Source organism: Lentzea pudingi (assembly GCF_014646255.1).
Classification (GTDB): Bacteria; Actinomycetota; Actinomycetes; order Mycobacteriales; family Pseudonocardiaceae; genus Lentzea; species Lentzea pudingi.
The window spans coordinates 762,891-779,686 of record NZ_BMNC01000001.1; the positions used below are offsets into that span (position 1 = coordinate 762,891).

13 protein-coding genes are annotated in these 16,796 nt (G+C 68.3%); 9 read left to right on the forward strand and 4 right to left on the reverse strand.

The window, feature by feature from the left end; translation table 11 throughout:
• Nucleotides 1–32 precede the first annotated feature (32 nt).
• Nucleotides 33–1,646, forward strand: a complete 1,614-nt coding sequence (locus IEY88_RS03430) for a purine-cytosine permease family protein (RefSeq protein WP_189153042.1) — start codon at nt 33–35, stop codon at nt 1,644–1,646.
• Between the two features lie 51 nt (nt 1,647–1,697).
• Nucleotides 1,698–3,395, forward strand: coding sequence for a cation:proton antiporter (locus tag IEY88_RS03435; RefSeq protein ID WP_189153043.1), 1,698 nt, complete (start codon nt 1,698–1,700; stop codon nt 3,393–3,395).
• Here the strand turns inward: IEY88_RS03435 and IEY88_RS03440 are convergent, their stop codons facing one another.
• Complete coding sequence (locus IEY88_RS03440) at nt 3,396–4,157, reverse strand: GntR family transcriptional regulator (protein ID WP_189153044.1); 762 nt, start codon at nt 4,155–4,157, stop codon at nt 3,396–3,398.
• Nucleotides 4,158–4,336: 179 nt separating this feature from the next.
• Here IEY88_RS03440 and IEY88_RS03445 point away from each other — a divergent pair, with 179 nt between their 5' ends.
• From IEY88_RS03445 to IEY88_RS03465, 5 genes are read left to right on the forward strand one after another with little or no spacing between them, the layout of a single operon-like run.
• Nucleotides 4,337–5,575: an extracellular solute-binding protein gene (locus IEY88_RS03445; protein ID WP_229693051.1), complete on the forward strand. Its 1,239-nt coding sequence runs from the start codon at nt 4,337–4,339 to the stop codon at nt 5,573–5,575.
• Nucleotides 5,572–6,516, forward strand: coding sequence for a carbohydrate ABC transporter permease (locus IEY88_RS03450; RefSeq protein ID WP_189153045.1), 945 nt, complete (start codon nt 5,572–5,574; stop codon nt 6,514–6,516). The genes IEY88_RS03445 and IEY88_RS03450 overlap by 4 nt, the downstream gene beginning before the upstream one ends.
• The gene (locus IEY88_RS03455) at nt 6,513–7,334 is read left to right on the forward strand and encodes a carbohydrate ABC transporter permease (RefSeq protein ID WP_229693052.1); all 822 of its coding nucleotides are present in this window, start codon (nt 6,513–6,515) and stop codon (nt 7,332–7,334) included. The genes IEY88_RS03450 and IEY88_RS03455 overlap by 4 nt, the downstream gene beginning before the upstream one ends.
• The gene (locus IEY88_RS03460; protein WP_189153046.1) at nt 7,331–8,734 is read left to right on the forward strand and encodes a beta-N-acetylhexosaminidase; all 1,404 of its coding nucleotides are present in this window, start codon (nt 7,331–7,333) and stop codon (nt 8,732–8,734) included. Before IEY88_RS03455 ends, IEY88_RS03460 begins: the two co-directional genes overlap by 4 nt.
• Entirely contained in the window at nt 8,719–10,086 is a 1,368-nt protein-coding gene (locus IEY88_RS03465; protein ID WP_189153047.1) for a cellulose binding domain-containing protein, read from the forward strand. Before IEY88_RS03460 ends, IEY88_RS03465 begins: the two co-directional genes overlap by 16 nt.
• 35 nt (nt 10,087–10,121) lie before the next feature.
• Here the strand turns inward: IEY88_RS03465 and IEY88_RS03470 are convergent, their stop codons facing one another.
• On the reverse strand, nt 10,122–11,225 hold the full coding sequence (locus tag IEY88_RS03470) for a TIR domain-containing protein (RefSeq protein WP_189153048.1): 1,104 nt from the start codon (nt 11,223–11,225) through the stop codon (nt 10,122–10,124).
• Between the two features lie 3 nt (nt 11,226–11,228).
• Entirely contained in the window at nt 11,229–11,870 is a 642-nt protein-coding gene (locus tag IEY88_RS03475) for a hypothetical protein (RefSeq protein WP_189153049.1), read from the reverse strand.
• 151 nt (nt 11,871–12,021) lie between these two features.
• On the opposite strand from IEY88_RS03475, the gene IEY88_RS03480 reads away from it, so the two are divergent.
• Both IEY88_RS03480 and IEY88_RS03485 read left to right on the forward strand, forming a co-directional pair.
• Nucleotides 12,022–16,098 carry a CHAT domain-containing protein gene (locus tag IEY88_RS03480; RefSeq protein WP_189153050.1) on the forward strand — a complete coding sequence of 1,359 codons (4,077 nt, stop codon included), beginning with the start codon at nt 12,022–12,024 and terminating at the stop codon, nt 16,096–16,098.
• Between the two features lie 86 nt (nt 16,099–16,184).
• Complete coding sequence (locus IEY88_RS03485) at nt 16,185–16,364, forward strand: hypothetical protein (protein ID WP_189153051.1); 180 nt, start codon at nt 16,185–16,187, stop codon at nt 16,362–16,364.
• Here the strand turns inward: IEY88_RS03485 and IEY88_RS03490 are convergent.
• On the reverse strand, nt 16,336–16,737 hold the full coding sequence (locus IEY88_RS03490) for a hypothetical protein (protein ID WP_189153052.1): 402 nt from the start codon (nt 16,735–16,737) through the stop codon (nt 16,336–16,338). The two genes, IEY88_RS03485 and IEY88_RS03490, sit on opposite strands and share 29 nt — an antisense overlap.
• Nucleotides 16,738–16,796: the final 59 nt, after the last annotated feature.

Sequence of the window (16,796 nt, forward strand, 5' to 3'; positions counted from 1 at the left end):
GGGGAAACGCGCGCTTCCTAGCGTCGAGGTCCATGACCGTTGACGAGGTTGTGGAGCGGGCTCCGGCTCCGGCGGCGTCCAAAGAGACGCTCGAGGACTACACCCTTCGGTTCGCGCCCAGGACGTACCGGCGCTGGACGCCCGCCGTCGTCGGGGCGTCCGCGCTGGGCGGTATCGCCTACATGGCGGACTTCTCGATCGGCGCGGGCATCGGCTTGGCGCACGGCACCGGGAACGCGTTGCTGGCCATCGGGTTCGCGGCGATCGTCATCTTCGTGACCGGGTTCCCGCTCGCGTACTACGCGGCGCGGTACAACATCGACCTCGACCTGATCACGCGTGGATCGGGCTTCGGCTACTACGGCTCGGTGATCACCAGCGTGATCTTCGCGAGCTTCACGTTCATCTTCTTCGCGCTCGAGGGCTCGATCATGGCGCAGGGCCTGCGGTACGCGCTGGGCCTGCCGTTGTGGCTGGGCTACCTCGCCTCGACGCTGGTGATCATCCCGCTGGTGATCTACGGGATGAAGGTGCTCGCGAAGCTGCAGAGCTGGACGAACCCGTTGTGGCTGCTGCTGATGGTGGCGCCGCTGCTCTACCTGGTGATCGCCGATCCGTCGTCGGTGAGCCGCTGGCTCTCCTACGGCGACACCGGCGTGAACACGGCCGCCGTGATGCTCGGCGCGGGCGTGTGCCTGTCGTTGATGGGGCAGATCGGCGAGCAGATCGACTACCTGCGGTTCATGCCGCCACGCACCGCCGCGAACCGCCGTGCGTGGTGGACGTCGGTGGTCATGGCCGGACCGGGCTGGGTCGTGTTCGGCGCGCTGAAGCAGGCGATCGGCGCGTTCATGGCGATCTACGTGCTCGACGCCGTCGGCAAGGTCGCGGCGGTGGAGCCGATCGAGCAGTTCACCGGCGTGTTCAAGCAGTTCATGCCGCCGTGGCTGGTGGTGCCGCTGGCGCTGGTGCTCGTGGTGCTGAGCCAGGTGAAGATCAACGTCACCAACGCCTACTCGGGATCGCTGGCGTGGACCAACTCCTTCACCCGCGTCACGAAGCGCTATCCGGGGCGGCTGGTGTTCGTGCTGGTCAACCTCGCGATCGCGCTGGTGCTGATGGAAGCGGACATGTTCAGCTTCCTCAACAACCTGCTGAGCTTCTACTCGAACTGCGCGATGGCCTGGGTCGTCACGGTCGCCGCGGACATCGCGATCAACAAGTACCTGCTCAAGCTGTCGCCGAAGCAGCCGGAGTTCCGCCGCGGCATGCTGTTCGCGGTCAACCCGGTGGGCGTCGGCTCGTTCCTCGCCTCGTCCGTCCTGTCCATCTCGGTCTACTTCGGACTGTTCGGCGCGGGCGTCCAGCCGTACTCGCCGCTGGTCGCGGTCGGCATCCCGATCGTGCTGACGCCGTTGCTCGCGGTCGTCACGCGCGGCCGGTTCTACCTCCGCCGCACCGATGACGGCATCGCGGAGCCGATGCTCGACGAGGACGGCAACCCGAGCGCGACGCGGTACGACTGCGTGGTGTGCGGGGAGTCGTACGAGCGGCCGGACATGACGGCCAGCGCGCTCGGCGGCGAGATCTGTTCGCTGTGCCTGAGCACCGACCGTGACGGGCGCCACGTGCTGCCGGCGTCCTGACCGGCGTGGCTCCCCGGGCGAGGTCCGTTCCGATCGAGCAAACTGCACGTCATGCAGGAATGGGCCTTGCTCGCCGTCGCGGCCGTGCTGATCATCGTGGTGGTGTCGTACGTGGCGCCCAAACTGGGCGTGGCCGCACCCGTGCTGCTCGTGCTCGTCGGCATGGGCTGCAGTCAGCTGCCGGGCGCACCGCACCTGTTCGTCGAACCGGAGTGGATCCTGGTGGTCGTGCTGCCGCCGATCCTGTACTCGGCGGCGGTGAACGTGCCGGTGGTCGACTTCAGGCGCAACTTCGCGACCATCGGCGCGTTGTCGGTGCTGCTCGTGGTCGTGTCGGCGTTCGGCACCGGCCTGCTGATCTGGTGGCTGCTGCCGGAGATCGGGTTCGCGGCCGCGCTCGCGCTCGGCGCCGTGATCAGTCCGCCGGACGCGGTCGCCGCCACGTCGATCGGCAAGAAGCTCGGCCTGCCGCCCCGCCTCGTCACGATCCTCGAAGGCGAAGGACTGGTCAACGACGCGACCGCGCTCGTGTTGCTGCGCACGGCCATCGTCGCGATCACCGCCAGCGTGTCGTTCGGCAGCGCGCTGGGCGACTTCGCCTACGCCGTGTCGGCGGGCGTCGCGATCGGTGCCGCCGTCGGCGTCGTGACGGTGTGGGCGCGGGCGCGGATCCAGGGCCAGCCGGTGCTCACGACCGCGATCTCCTACGTGGTGCCGTTCCTGGCGTTCATCCCGGCCGAGGAAATGCACGCGTCCGGCGTGATCGCCGTCGTCGTGGCCGGGCTGATCACCGGCCACCAGAGCGCGCGCAGGTTCACCGCGCACGACCGCATCTCCGAACGCACGAACTGGCGCACCATCCAGCTGTTGCTGGAGAACGGCGTCTTCCTGCTGATGGGCTTCGAGCTCACGTCCGTCATCGGTGCCGTGGCGGACGACGAGGTGACGCGGGCGCTCGTGCTCGGCGCGCTGGCCACGGTGGCACTGGTCGTGCTGCGCGTGGCGTTCACGATCCCGGTGATCGCCCTGCTGCGCCGCCAGCAACGGCGCGCGGACGCGTTCACCGGCAAGCTGGAGTCCTTCGTGGACCGCTTCACCGCGCGAGGACCGACGCCCGGCGAAGAGAAGCGGTACGACCGCGGAATCCGGATGTTGCAACGCAAACAGGCCGACGTGGCGTTCTACGCGAGCGAAGGCCTCAGCTGGCGCGGTGGCGCGGTGCTCGCCTGGTCGGGCATGCGCGGCGTGGTCACCGTGGCGGCGGCGCAGACCCTGCCCGAGGACCTGCCGTACCGCTCCGAGCTGATCCTGATCGCCTTCACCGTCGCGATCCTCACGCTGGTCGTGCAGGGCGGCTCGTTGCCGCTGGTGATCAGGTGGCTGGGCATCCGCGGCAACGACGAGGACCACGAACGCCGCGAGTACGCCCGGCTGGCGGGCGAACTGGTGACGGCGAGCCGGACACTGCTGGAGAGCTCGACGCTGTGCCGCGAGAACGGGGAGCCGTTCGACGAGCACCTGCTGGAGCAAACCCTCGAGCGGATCGTCGCGATGAGCGAGGGCATCGAGAAGAAGCTCACCGAGCAGGACCCGGACATGTCGATGCACCAACGCTTCGAGCTGCAGCGGATGATGGCGGACGCGCAGCAGAACGCCCTGCTGGACGCACGCGCCAGCGGCACGTACGCCTCGCACACCCTCGAAAAGGCGCAGAACTTCGTCGACAGTCAGAGCACCCGGTTCATCTGATCAGAACGGGTCGCCGCTCACCCGAGCCTGCATGTCCACCGTGTTGCGCGGCGAAGCCCCGAGCGTCAGCCGCGACACGATCCGGTACCGGTCCCCGCGGTAGATCGAGTGCACGTACTCGACCTGCCGCCCCTGCGCGTCCGTCGTCAGCCGTTCGAACAGCAAAGCCGGTGCCAGCACGGGAACTCCGAGCAGCGAGGCCTCGGAGTCGTTGACGACCGTGGGCTCGATCGACTGCACCGCCTCGGAAACGTGGACGCCGTGCTCGCGAAGCCGTTCGTAGAAGTCGCCGGACTCCATGTCGTGCAACGTCAATCCGGGCGCGACCAGAGCGGGGACGTGCAGGTGCTCCAGCGCCATCGGCTCGCCGTCGACCAGGCGCAGGCGGGCGATGTAGTGGATGTCGGCGGCGGGGGAGACGTGCAGGCGGCGGCCCACGCGGGCGCCGGCCGGGATGCGGGCGTGTTCGAGCACGCGGGAGGACCAGGTGCCCGAGGCCTGGGGCAGGGACATGGATCCGGTGTCGGACACCATCTCCTGGGTGATCTTGGCGCGTGCCACGAAGGTGCCGCGGCCGTGCTGGCGGCTGAGCAGGCCGAGGTTGACCAGTTCCTCCACGGCCGAGCGGATGGTGGGGCGGGAGACCGAGAGTTGCTGGCACAGCACACGTTCGGCGGGGATCGGGGCGCCCGCCGGGTGGGTCTCGATGAGTTCGAGCAGGTAGTCGCGGACCCGCTCCCGCTTCAGGATCGCCTCGGCCATGCCTCTCCGCTTCGTCGGTGGTCAGTATGTCATACCACTGGTAAGTAATCAGTCTGTTGAAGATCGTGAGCGCTGCCATGCGTCCGACCTGGGTATTGACCTGAGAAGTGGTCTATGCCACTTTCTATCTCACCCGTCGAGACCTGACCAATTGGTCACATCCCAGCGAGAGGTGAGTCGTGTCGCGCTCCGCTGCCTTACTCGTCCTGGCGCTCACGTTGTCCGCCTGCGGTTCGTCCGCGGGGGGATCCGGTGAGAAGCAGGAGATCACCGTGTGGCTCATGAAGGACACGGCCACCGAGGAGTTCGTGTCGAAGTTCGAGAGCGAGTTCGAGAAGGACCACTCGAACCTCGACCTGAAGATCCAGATCCAGGAGTGGAACGGCATCACGCAGAAGGTGACCAGTGCTCTGGCCAGCACTGACCCGCCCGACGTGATCGAGGTCGGCAACACCCAGGTCGCGCAGTACGTGGCAAGCAAGGGCGTCACGGACCTGTCCGGCAAGAAGTCCGAGCTGCGGGGCGACGACTGGATCCCGGGCCTGAGCGAGCCGGGCGCGGTCGACGGCAAGCAGTTCGGGATCCCGTTCTACGCGGCCAACCGGGTCGTGATCTACCGCAAGGACCTGTTCGAGGCCGCGCAGGTCACGCCGCCCAGGACGCGTGCGGAGTGGCTCGCCGCCACGGCCAAGCTCGACCAGGGTGACCAGCAGGGCATCTACCTGCCCGGCCAGAACTGGTACACGCTGTCCGGGTTCGTCTGGGACGAGGGCGGCGACCTCGCCGAGCAGGACGGCGACAAGTGGAAGGGCTCGCTGAACACGCCGGAGGCGTTGGCGGGCATGGACTTCTACAAGCAGCTGCAGGCGCTCGGCGACGGCCCGAAGGACTCCGACGAGTCCAAGCCGCAGCAGACGGACGTCGTGGCCGGTGGCAAGGTCGCGCAGTTCATCGCGGTGCCCGGCGCGGCGAAGCTCGTGGAGAAGGCCAACCCGGAACTGGCGGGCAAGATCGGCTTCTTCCCGATCCCCGGCAAGACCGCCGACAAGCCCGGCGCGGTCTTCACCGGCGGCTCCGATTTGATCATTCCCCTGTCGAGCTCACGGCAGGACGGCGCGTACGAGGTCGTCAAGGCGCTCGCCGGTGAGAAGTGGCAGGTCGAGCTCGCGAAGGCGATGAACTACGTGCCGAACCGCAAGTCGCTCGCCCAGGCGGTGGGCGGTGACCCCGGCACGGCGGCGATGGCGGCCGGTGCGGCCAACGGGTTCGCCACGCCGAACTCGCCGAACTGGGCGGCGGTCGAGGCCCGCAACCCGATCAAGGAGTTCCAGACCGCGGTCCTCACCGGCGCCGATCCGAAGGCGGCGGCGGCGAAGGCCGACGAAGTGATCACCCAAGCGCTCAACTCCGGCAAATGACGCTGCTGGCGGAAAGGCCGGTGCGGGAGACCGCGCCGGCCGTCCCGAAGCGCCGCAGACGACCGGTCCTGGCCTACGTCCTGATCGCGCCCACGGTGCTCACCACCGCGTACCTGCTGCTGTACCCGCTGGTGCGCAACGTGATCATCTCGCTGCAGGAGTTCGGGCTGCCGCAGCTCGTGCGCGGCGACGCGAAGTTCGTCGGGCTCGCGAACTACGCGAAGGTGCTGTCCGACCCCGAGTTCTGGGGCGTGGTGCGGCGGACGCTCCTGTTCACCGCGATCAACGTCGTGCTGATCATGGTGCTGTCCACCCTGGTCGCTCTGCTGCTCGTCCGGCTGGGCAAGGGGCTCAGGCTGCTGGTCATGGGCGGGCTCGTGCTCACCTGGGCCACGCCGATCATCGCCGCGACCACGGTGTTCCAGTGGCTCTTCCAGTCCCGGCTCGGCGTCGTGAACTGGGCGCTGGTCGCACTGGGCTTCGAGGAGTACCGCGACTACACCTGGTTCGCCGACGGCGAGGCGACGTTCGGCATCCTCGTGACGCTGATCGTCTGGCAGTCGATCCCGTTCGCCGCGCTGTCGCTGTACGCGGCGATGATCACCGTGCCGCAGGAGCTGTACGAGGCCGCCCGCATCGACGGCGCCGGCGCGTGGCGGGTGTTCACGACCATCACGTTCCCCATGCTGCGCGCCATGTTCGGGCTCATCACGTGCCTGGAGGTGATCTGGGTCGTCAAGGCGTTCGTGCAGATCTGGGTGATCAGCCAGGGCGGTCCAGGCCAGGCCACGACGACGCTGCCGGTGTACGCGTTCCAGGTCGCGCAGTCGTTGCAGCGCTACGACCTCGGCGCCGCGGTGTCGATGCTCATGGTCGTGCTGCTCGTGCTCGCACTGCTGGCGTACTTCCGCCAGCTCTACCGGCAGGAGAGGGAAGCGTGATCGGCCGGATCTCCCGCACCACGGCGGCACTGCTGATCTTCGCCGTGTCCGTGTTCCCCGTCTACTGGATGGTGCTCACGGCGTTCAAACCCACCAAGGACATCCAGAGCGCGACACCCACGTTCCTGCCGATCCCGATCACGTTCGACCACTTCGGCACGGCGATCGCGGCGAAGGGGTTCTTCTCGTTCTGGCGCAACAGCCTTCTCGTGGCGGGAGGTGCGGTCGTCCTCGCGCTGGTGGTCGCGTTGCTCGCGGCGTTCGCGATCGCGCGGCTGCGGTGGAAGGGCCGCAGGGCGTTCGTGCTGATGGTGTTCGTGGCGCAGATGACGCCGTGGGAGGCGCTGCTCATCCCGATCTACGTGATCGCCCGCGACACCGGCATGCTCGACACGCTCTGGATCCTCACACTCGTCTACTTCATGATGACGCTGCCGTTCACCATCGTGACGCTGCGCGGGTTCCTCGCGGCCATCCCGGTGGACCTGGAGGAGGCCGCGCAGGTCGACGGCTGCACGCGCGGGCAGGCGTTCCGCAAGGTCGTGTTCCCGCTGCTCGCGCCGGGTCTGCTGGCGACCTCGCTGTTCGGGTTCATCACCGCGTGGAACGAGTTCGCCTTCGCCAACGTGCTGATCATCAAGGACCAGGACGACCGCACGCTGCCGGTCTGGCTGTCCTCGTTCAACAACACCTTCGGCACCGACTGGGGGGCCACCATGGCCGCGTCGACGCTGTTCATGCTGCCCGTGCTGCTGATCTTCATCGTGCTGCAGGGCCGGGTCACCACCGGCATCGTCGGAGGGGCGGTGAAGGGGTGATCGTCCCGCTCCCGACCAGGATCGTGCGCCGCAGCAAGGGGTTCACGCTGGACCGCGACACGAGCGTGCGGGTCACACCCGGCGCCGAACCCGCGGCCAGGCTCCTGCGCGCACTGCTGCGACCGGCCACCGGACTGGCGTTGCCGATCGCGGACCACGGCCAGATCCTCATCGCGCTCGACGCCAAGCTCGTCGGGCTCGGCGCGGAGGGCTACGCGCTCACCGTCAACGAACACGGCGTCCTGCTGCGCGCGGCCACCAAGGAAGGCCTGGCACACGGGGTCCAGTCGATCCGCCAGCTCCTGCCAGCCGAGGCACTGCGCACCTCCAGGGCGTCCGATGTGGACTGGACCCTGCCCGGCGTGGACGTCCGCGACCTGCCCAGGCTGCCGTGGCGCGGGTTCATGCTCGACGTCGCCCGGCACTTCCAGCCGGTGCCCGTGGTCCGCCGGTTCATCGACCTGATGGCGTTCCACAAGCTCAATGTCCTGCACCTGCACCTGACCGACGACCAGGGCTGGCGCATGCCGGTACCCGCGCACCCGCTGCTGACCTCGGTCGGTGGCTGGCGCACCGAGACCAACGGCGACGGCGTCCCGCACGGCGGCACCTACACGCGCGGCGAGCTGGAAGGGCTGGTCGCGTACGCCGCCGAACGCGGCATCCGGGTCATGCCGGAGATCGAGATGCCGGGCCACGCCCGCGCCGCGCTCGCCGCCTACCCCGACCTCGGCGTCGCGCCGGAACCGCTGCCCGTCTGGACCCGCTGGGGCATCAGCGATGCCGCGTTCGGCCTGCACGCCATGGGGTTCGTCCGCGAGGTGCTGGACGAGGTGCTGGAGGTGTTCCCCGGTGAGCACGTCCACCTCGGCGGCGACGAGTGCCTGCTGCCGGAGGACGTGCACGGCCAGTTCCTCCGCCAGGCGAGCAGGTACCTGCTCGACCGGGGCCGCGTCCCGGCCGCCTGGGAACCGACCGGCGACACCCGCGCGGTCGTCATGCCGTGGAAGGACGAAACCCAGGCGGCGAAAGCACTCGAGCGCGGCCAGCCGGTCGTGATGACCCCGCACACCTCCACCTACCTCGACTACCCGCAGTCGGACGGCCCGCACGAACCACCCGGCCAGCCCGGGTACGTCGTCACCACCCGCGACGTCTACCACGTGCCGCTGCCCGACGGCGTGCTCGGCGCCCAGTGCCAGCTGTGGACCGAGCACGTGCGTTCGAAGGACCACCTGGAATACCTGGCATTTCCCCGTCTTGCCGCGCTGGCCGACACCCTCTGGTCCCAGCGCCCCGAGTGGGAGGGCTTCACCACCAGGATGCGCCTCCACTCGGAAAGGCTCGCCGCCCTGTCCGTCCCTGCCGAAATGAGGAGAGAACGTTGCGAGCACTCGTAGCCGCGTCCTGCGCGGCGCTGGCGGTGGCCGCACTGGCCGTCGCACCGAACGCGTTCGCCGCCGACGCGATCACCGCCCAGTACCGGACCAGCGCGTCCGGTGCGACCACCGACCAGGCCGAACCGTGGTTCAAGCTGGTCAACTCGGGCACCACCAGCATTCCGCTGTCCGACGTGAAGATCCGCTACTACTTCAAGGCCGACACCCCGGACGTCGGCTACCGGTTCGCCTGCTCGTGGGCCGTGCGCGGCTGCGGCAACGTGACCGGCCAGTTCGGCACCCTGACCGGCGGCCCGGCCGACCGCTACCTGGAGGTCGGCTTCACCTCCGGCGCCGGCACGATCAACCCCGGCGCCGACTCCGGTGACCTCCAGTTGCGCTTCTACCGCACCAACTGGGGCCCCATCAACCAGTCCGACGACTACTCGTTCCGCGCCGACAGCAACTACTCGGCGTCGAACAAGGTCACCGTCCACCGCGGCGGCACGCTGCTCTGGGGCACCCCGCCCGGCGGCAGCCCGCCCACCACCACGACGACCAGCTCCACGCCACCGAACCCCAACGGCCCCAAGCTGTTCGACGACTTCGCCTACAACAACTCGAGCGACTCGCGCATCAGCCAGCGCGGCTGGACCGTGCGTTCGGGCGCGGGCGGCCCCGGTGTCCCCGGCGCCGAGTGGGACGCGTCGCGCGTGACGTTCCCGACCGTCGACGGCCAGAAGGTCATGCGCCTCGACTCCTGGAACAACGGCTCCGCGGCCAAGCAGACCGAGATGTTCCACCAGCGCAAGTTCTTCGAGGGCACCTACGCCTCCAGGGTGAGGTTCAGCGACGCGCCGGTCTTCGGCCCGGACGGCGACCACGTCGTGCAGACGTTCTTCACCATCACCCCGCTCGACGCGCCGATGGCCCCGAACTACGGCGAGATCGACTTCGAGTACCTGCCCAACGGCGGCTGGGGCGAGCAGGGCAACATCATGTACGAGACCACCTGGGAGACCTACCAGAACGAACCGTGGGTCGCCGACAACATCCACAACTCCCAGCGCCAGAGCTACAACGGCTGGCACGACCTGGTCTTCCAGGTCGCCGACGGCCGCGTGAAGTACTACATCGACGGTGCGCTCGTCGCCGACCACGGCGACAAGTACTACCCGGAGACGCCGATGTCGATCAACTTCAACCTGTGGTTCATCTCGGGCGGCTTGCAGGGCAGTTCTGCTGAGCGCGCCTATCAGCAGGAGGTCGACTACGTGTACTTCGCCAAGGACCAGGTGCTCAGCCCGGCCCAGGTGAAGACGGCGGTGCAGGACTACCGCACCGCGGGTGTCACGCACACCGACAACGTGTGATCAGTCGGGCGCCCCGGAAGGTTCGGGGCGCCCGTTCATTCCGCGAGCAGCTCGTTCACCAGTTGCCGAACGTCCTCGGCCTCGTACCCGTGACGGAGGTGGCGGGACTGGAAGTCCGCCAGAAAAGCCAGTTCGGGCGGAAGCGACGCCTTCTTGAGGGCAAATCGCAGGCCGATGAGCACCGGAATCACCCTCTTTCCCGCCTGGTGCGCGAGGATCAGCTCGCGGCGCACCCAGTCGTCCGGGTCTTCGAGGAACAGCACACCCTCGTTGTTGGTGATGGTCTCCCACCGCTTGCCCACCAGCGCGATCACCGTCTCGCAGTTGCGCACGTTCGACTCGAGCGCGTCCGCGAAGTCCGGCGTGCCGGGCCTCATCGAGCGGATGTCGCGGAACACCGCCCGTTCGCCGAGCCGGCGGCTCATCTCCCGGTGCAGCAGCTCGGGCACGGCCTCGGCGTCGCCCGTGCGGTAGTTGATGAAGAACTTCGGCCAGACAGGGGGAGGCGGGTCGACCTCCACCCCGTAGGGCTTGAGCAGGTCGGTCAGCCAGGGGAGTTCCAACGGGTCGTCGAGCGCTCTCGACGCCCCTGAGATGGCCGGTGCGGCGCACCTGTCGTCGAAGAGCACGACTGTTTGCCGCGGCATGTCGGCGATCGACTGCCAGAGGATGCCGTCCGCCCACGGAACCTGCTGGTGCAACCAGGCCGCCCACTCCCTGGTGGCGGAGAAGCGTTCCGGCGTGGTCGTGGTCAGCCAGGAGTCCTGGTGCACCGCCGCGACGTCCTGGGCGGAGTACAGCCGGACGAGGCTGAGATCGGTGGTGGTCCGCACCTCCGTGAGGACCTGACCGGCCAGCGCCGCGCGGGGCAGGATCCGCTGGGGCACGCGCTTGTACGCGAACTCGCGCAGGAACCGTTCCGCGATCGCGGTCTCCGGCGCGGCGGACATGCACAGGGTGCGGTGTGGTGCACCCGTGCAGGCGTCGAACCGGCCGCCGCCGAACGCGCTGCCGTGCTGCGGGTCGAAGACCGCGGCCGGCCTGCCGGCGGGGTGAACGCGGTAGAAGGTCTGACCCGCCGGGATCTTCTCGCACACAGGCGTGCCGCTGAGCATCGGCGGAGGAGGGATGTCCGGCACGGTTCAGCCCTCCACGAGCGCGATAGCGGCGGCCACCAGCCGGTCGTCCGGTGTTCGCCCGATCAGCTCGAACGGAGGCTCCTCGAGCCACGCGTTGACGCTGAACCACCAGTCGGCAGCACCCCAAGGGTCGTCGTGCGCGCGCAGCAACCGGTTCACCCGCAACACGACCTCCAGCGGTGCACCCGACTCGTCGAACTGGAACAGCGGTACCGACGCACTGCCGTCGTCGCGGTGGAGCTTGATGACACCGAATGCGTCCGGTTCGCGCCCCTGTTCGCGTAGCTCAGCCGCCGACTCCCAGCGGTGGGTGAGGATCCGTTCCTTGGCGTTGCGCGGGCGTCCGTATCGCAGCGGGTTGCCGGACAACGAGATCAGCACCTGGTCCAGCGCGTTCTCGTCGCTGGTGCTCGTGTATCGCAGATCGGCCTTGGCGAAGACGGGGTCGTCGTAGGGCAACCACTCGCCGAGCATCCGCGTGAGCGCCAGTGCGATCCGCGTCCTCTCCTCGGACGTAGCGGCGCCATGCAACTTGCCGATCAACGCGCGCAGGTCGGTCCGCCCGTCCGGACCCAGCAGATCGACGACCCGATCCCAGTCCTCGACGAGCGCGTCGATGATGTGCCGCAAAGCCACGAGCACCACTTCCTGATCTGTAGAAGGTCATTCTGCCTCGACGTGACCGGGAATATTCGGACAGAAACAGGACAGCTGCCTGTCGTGGCCGGGAGGCGCACCACACCGTCCGTAGCGTCGAGTGATCTGGTCTGGTCGAAGCGGTGGAGGCGAGGGCCTGGTGGAGGACGAGAGCGAGCACTTCGACTGGTTGTTCGAGCGGGTGGACCTGCTGATCAGCTCGGCGGACGCCGGCCAGGACGAGGGCGAGACCGTCGTTCTGGCGAAGCTCGCCGAGGCTGGAGAACTCCTCGACCGCATCGAGGAGCGGACCGTCGCGCCGGAGTTCGAATGGCTGTGGTCGCACCACCTCCGTTCGAAGTGGCACCAGGGCCGGGCGTTGATGCACAGAGACATCCGTGAGGTGGATGCCGCCATCGCGGAGACCCGGCTGGTGATCGGGTACTGGGACGCCGTCAGGTTCCGGACCGGCCTCGCGAAACTGCTCTGGGCTCGGCACACCCTCGGGCCCGACCTCGAAGGGCGCCTGCACCTCGCCGAGTGCGTCCGGGAACTGCGTGAGCTGGTAGCGCGGGAGTATGACACCGAGGCAGACCGCGGCTGGGTGTTCTCGCTGCTCGGGCAGGCTCTCCACGAACAGTTCCGCTGTGCGGAGGCTGCGGGGGAGAGCCCGGCGCCCGAGCTCCTGGACGAGGCCGAGGACTGGCTCAACCGCAGCTTCGCCCTGTTCAGCAGCGACAGCGAGAAGTTCCACGCCCAGGCCGTGGTGGGCCTGGCCAGACTGAAGTCCTACCGCGCCGGTACCGGACACGCTTCCAGCACACGTGACCTGGACGAGGCGGCCTCGCTCTACGAGGTGGTGGCGGTGCAGGATCCGGCGGTGGCGTTCGAGCTCGCCTGCTTCTGGCAGAAGCGCTTCTCCGAGTCCGAAGAGCCGCTCGCCCGTGCGGAGGCGTTGCGGTGGCTGGACGAGTGTGAAAACGACTCGCTGATGAAGGCGTACGCCGCAGAAATCGCTTCACGGCGGGGACAGTTGTGGCTCAGTCGTGCACGTGAAGACCGCGCCGAACTGACTGCGTTGGTCGAGTACCTCCAGACGGCGTTCGCAGCCGAGCCGGTTCGCCGAGGTGTCGGTGTCGTGCTGGTCGAGGCGCATTGGCTGGCGGGAGACGCTGAAGGCGTGGTGCGCGTGAGCGACCAATTGGTCGCTCACGCCGACGACGAAGGCAGGCGGTTGGCAGAGTCGACACGTCCGCATCGTGCGATCGCGGTGGCCTCGCTGGCTCTGCGCGGACGTGCCGACCTTGCCGAAGCCGACGCCCTGCTGCAAGAGTTCACGCGCGATCCGAAGCAGTCGGGCGAGTTGCAGGACGTGGCACTGGCGTTGCTCGTGGCCGTGCGGACCGAGAACGTCGTGGTGCCGGAGAACCTCGCCGCTACCGTCGTGGGGGAACAATCCGACGGCGCGGTCGCGAGAGCGCTGTTCGACTGGCTGATCCGCCACGAGCAGCCTGGCGCGGACTGGCTCTGCGCGGTGGCCCTGCTGGCTTTCCAGCTGCAGGAGGACGGTCAGGAGCAGATTGCGGCGCTGCGTGCGATACGCGACGCGCGTGCGGCAGTCGCCGAGTCGGACGAGCTGGATGGTGTGGACCTCGAGCTGCTGTTCAGGCAGGCCACCTTGATGGTGATCGCAGGCGTGGACGCGAACGATCGTGACATGGGCCGGGGCGCGGTCGTGTTGCTGGACGAGTACTTCGGCAGGACGGGTCCGGATCACCCGAGGCATGTCGACGCACTGGGTCTGTACGGGAACGCGTTGGCGCTCCTGCGTCTGCAGGGCGACTCCCCGTCGATCCCGTTGGACAACGCTGTCGCCGCGCTCACGACAGCCAGCTCTGATGCGGACACCCCAGAAGAGCGCCGCGCCGGCTACCTGCTTCAACTCGCAGGCTTGCAGATGTTCCAGATCGCGCACGACCGCGTAGACCTCTACGGTTCCGCGGTGCGACTCTGCGAGCAGGCGATGAGCCTGGCCGCGGAAGGCACCTACGAACACGGGCGCGCGTTGTTCATGCTCGGGATGCTGCTGAGCACGCGGTTCTACGAGCACGGCGAACGTCATGACCTCGAATCAGCGCTGGGTCATCTGCGTGCGGTTCGGGAGTCCGCGTTCCTTCAGGACATCGGCTCGGACGACCTCGAGTACATGCTGCGTCCGTTGGAAGTGGCAGCACGCGGAGCAAGCCTTCTCGACCAGAGTTCGGCCGAGACGTTCGAACAGCTGGCGGTGCTCGAGAAGAGCGACTGGAACCCGACGTTGCAGGCGTCACATCGAGTCATGCTCGCCACGACGTTGCTGTCGGAGGCGGAGCGCACCGGTGATCTGGAAATTCGGAGATCCGCGTTCGACGTGCTGACGGTGGCTGTGGAGTTCGCCCGCGACAGCTCTGTCCCGCCTCTCGTCGCCACGAACGCTCTGACCGCGTGGACCTTGGCAGCGCTATTGAACAGTGATCTCGAGAAGTTCCGCCAAGGAGTCGACAGGCTGGAGGAGATCCAGAACGGCGCCGCGATCACAGGTGCTGATCGCACTTCGGTGGCGACCGACCTGGTGTTGCTCTGGCGCCAGCGCTTCGACTCCACCCTGAACTCCGCCGACATCGACGAGGCCTTGCGCCAGTGCGCCAAGATCGATCTCACGCTGCTGCCCGAGCACTCCACCGGGGTGCTGGACGCTCTCGCGGAACGGTGCTGGTACCTCGCTTCACACGGCTACGGGCAGGCTGCCGTGGCGATCGGATTCAACTCGATGGAGCTCCGTGCGCGGAACGTCCTCGTGCAGTCCGAAGCCGGGCACGCGGCCATGCAGGCAGCGGACGCCGCCGTTCGCGGCCAGCGGGTGGCATTGCAGTGCGCCGAGCTGGGAGAACTGGGCAGGGCCGTCGAGGCGGTGGAGCGGGGACGTGGTCTTGTCCTCCACAGCGCGACGGTGACATCGGGGATCGAGGCGAGGCTGCAAGCCGCCGGGCGGCCCGAGTTGGCGGAGGAGTGGGAACGTGAACCCGCGACCGCGAGGTCCACGCCGAGTGATGTGCGACGACGTGTCTTGGCGGCGCTGGACGATGAGCTCGAGGTGATGGCACCACCGTCCTCGGAGGAGATCGGCGACGCGCTCAGAGCACTCGATTTCGTTTCGCTCGTTCATCTGGTGCCGGGCCAGAACGACCACGTCGGCAGGGCGTTGGTGACCACGGCGGACGGCGCGGTCATCGAGGTTCTGCTGCCGTTGCTCGTCGACGGTCCGGACAGCGAGGTAGGTCGCTACCTCGCGATGGACGACCAGCAACGACGCGAAGCGTTGCCCGCGTTGTGCGCGTGGGCCTGGCAGGCGGCGGTGGAACCGTTGCTGCGTGGCGCTTCCGGGGAGCCACCCTGGTTCGTGCTGGTGCCGGCCGGCGCCCTGGGTGTGGTGCCGTGGCACGCGGCCGCGGGTGAAGGCCGGTCGGCACTGCGGGAGGCCGGTTTCACGTATGCGGCTTCCGCCAGACAGCTGTGCGAGCTGGCGAGGCGCGACCGGCAGCCGGTGGGCGCGTCACCGGTCGTGGTGAGCGACCCCACGGGCACTCTGATCGGCGTGCAGTACGAGGCGGAGTTCCTGCACGGACTCTTTCCACACGGCCACTTCTACGGACAGGTGGGACCGAGCGTGCCGAGGCGTGGCGCGGGGACGCCTGACGAGCTGCTGGCGGAGAGCGGAGCCTCGTTGCAGCACCTCGGATGCCACGCTCGTGCTGGTGCGACGCCCGCGCGGTCGGCGTTGCACCTGGCCCGGGCGGACCTGTCCGTCGAACGGATGTTGCGTCACGCCGAGCGCCGGAACGGGACGCCCGGCGGGCTTGTCGTGCTGGCTGCTTGTGAGAGCGATCTGACGGCTGGGTTGCACGACGAGGCCTTGACGTTGGCCGCGGCCTACGTGGCGGCGGGCGGCACCGGTGTCATCGGCACGAAGTGGAAGGTCGACGACATCGAGTCCGCGTTGCTGATGTGCGTGTTCTACGACTTCCTCGTGAACGGGAACATGCGGCCTCGTGACGCGTTGCGCGCGGTGCAGCTCTGGGCGCTGGATCCTGGCCGTGTCGTGCCCGCCGGGGTGGCGAGGCACCTGGCGGAGCGCGGGCGGGCGGCCTCACTCGCGGATCCCGTGTACTGGGCGGCTTTCGCACACCACGGCTGGTGATCAGGTGGGCCTACAGGCGGGTTTGACGTCGGTGTCGCGGGCCGATCCTGACCCAGGTTGCCGGCGCTGGGGGAAGGGCGGGCCTGATGGGGCGACGCTGGAAGTTCGTGCTGACGGTGTTCGGCCTGGTACTGCTCGGGTTCGCGGCGGGCGCCGTCGTCGGGGCGCTCGGGATCGACCCGAGGTGGGTCTACCTGGTCATCGTGGTCCTGACGATCATCGCGGTGCCACCTCTGGTCAGGTGGCGGTCACGGTCTCGCAGGTGACCCTCTCACCGGGCTTCCCGGTCGAGGTCGCGAGCTCCTTCACCCCGTCGAGCAGGATGCGGCACCTCAGCACCTCGTCACCCTTGGGCGTGGCGGCGACCTGGGCCTTCTCGCCGGCGTTGACGACGATCGCGATCTCCCACGGCAGCGGCTTCTCGGTGGTGACGGTCTGCGGCGTCTGCTTGCGGTAGCGGGTGGGCGACTCCGTGTACGTCACCTCGACGAGCGATTTGGCCGGTTCGGCCGACACCTCGTAGGTGATGGCCCAGGCCTTGCCGGTCAGCGTCGTCCAGCCGCCGTAGTGGTTCACCAGGGCGACGGTGCCACCGCCGGCCACGGCCAGCACGGCGAGGACGACCAAGAGCGTCTTCATAGGACAGACGGTAGGGGTGAACGCCGTGCGCCGGCATCGTTCGGGGGTGTGACTCGCGG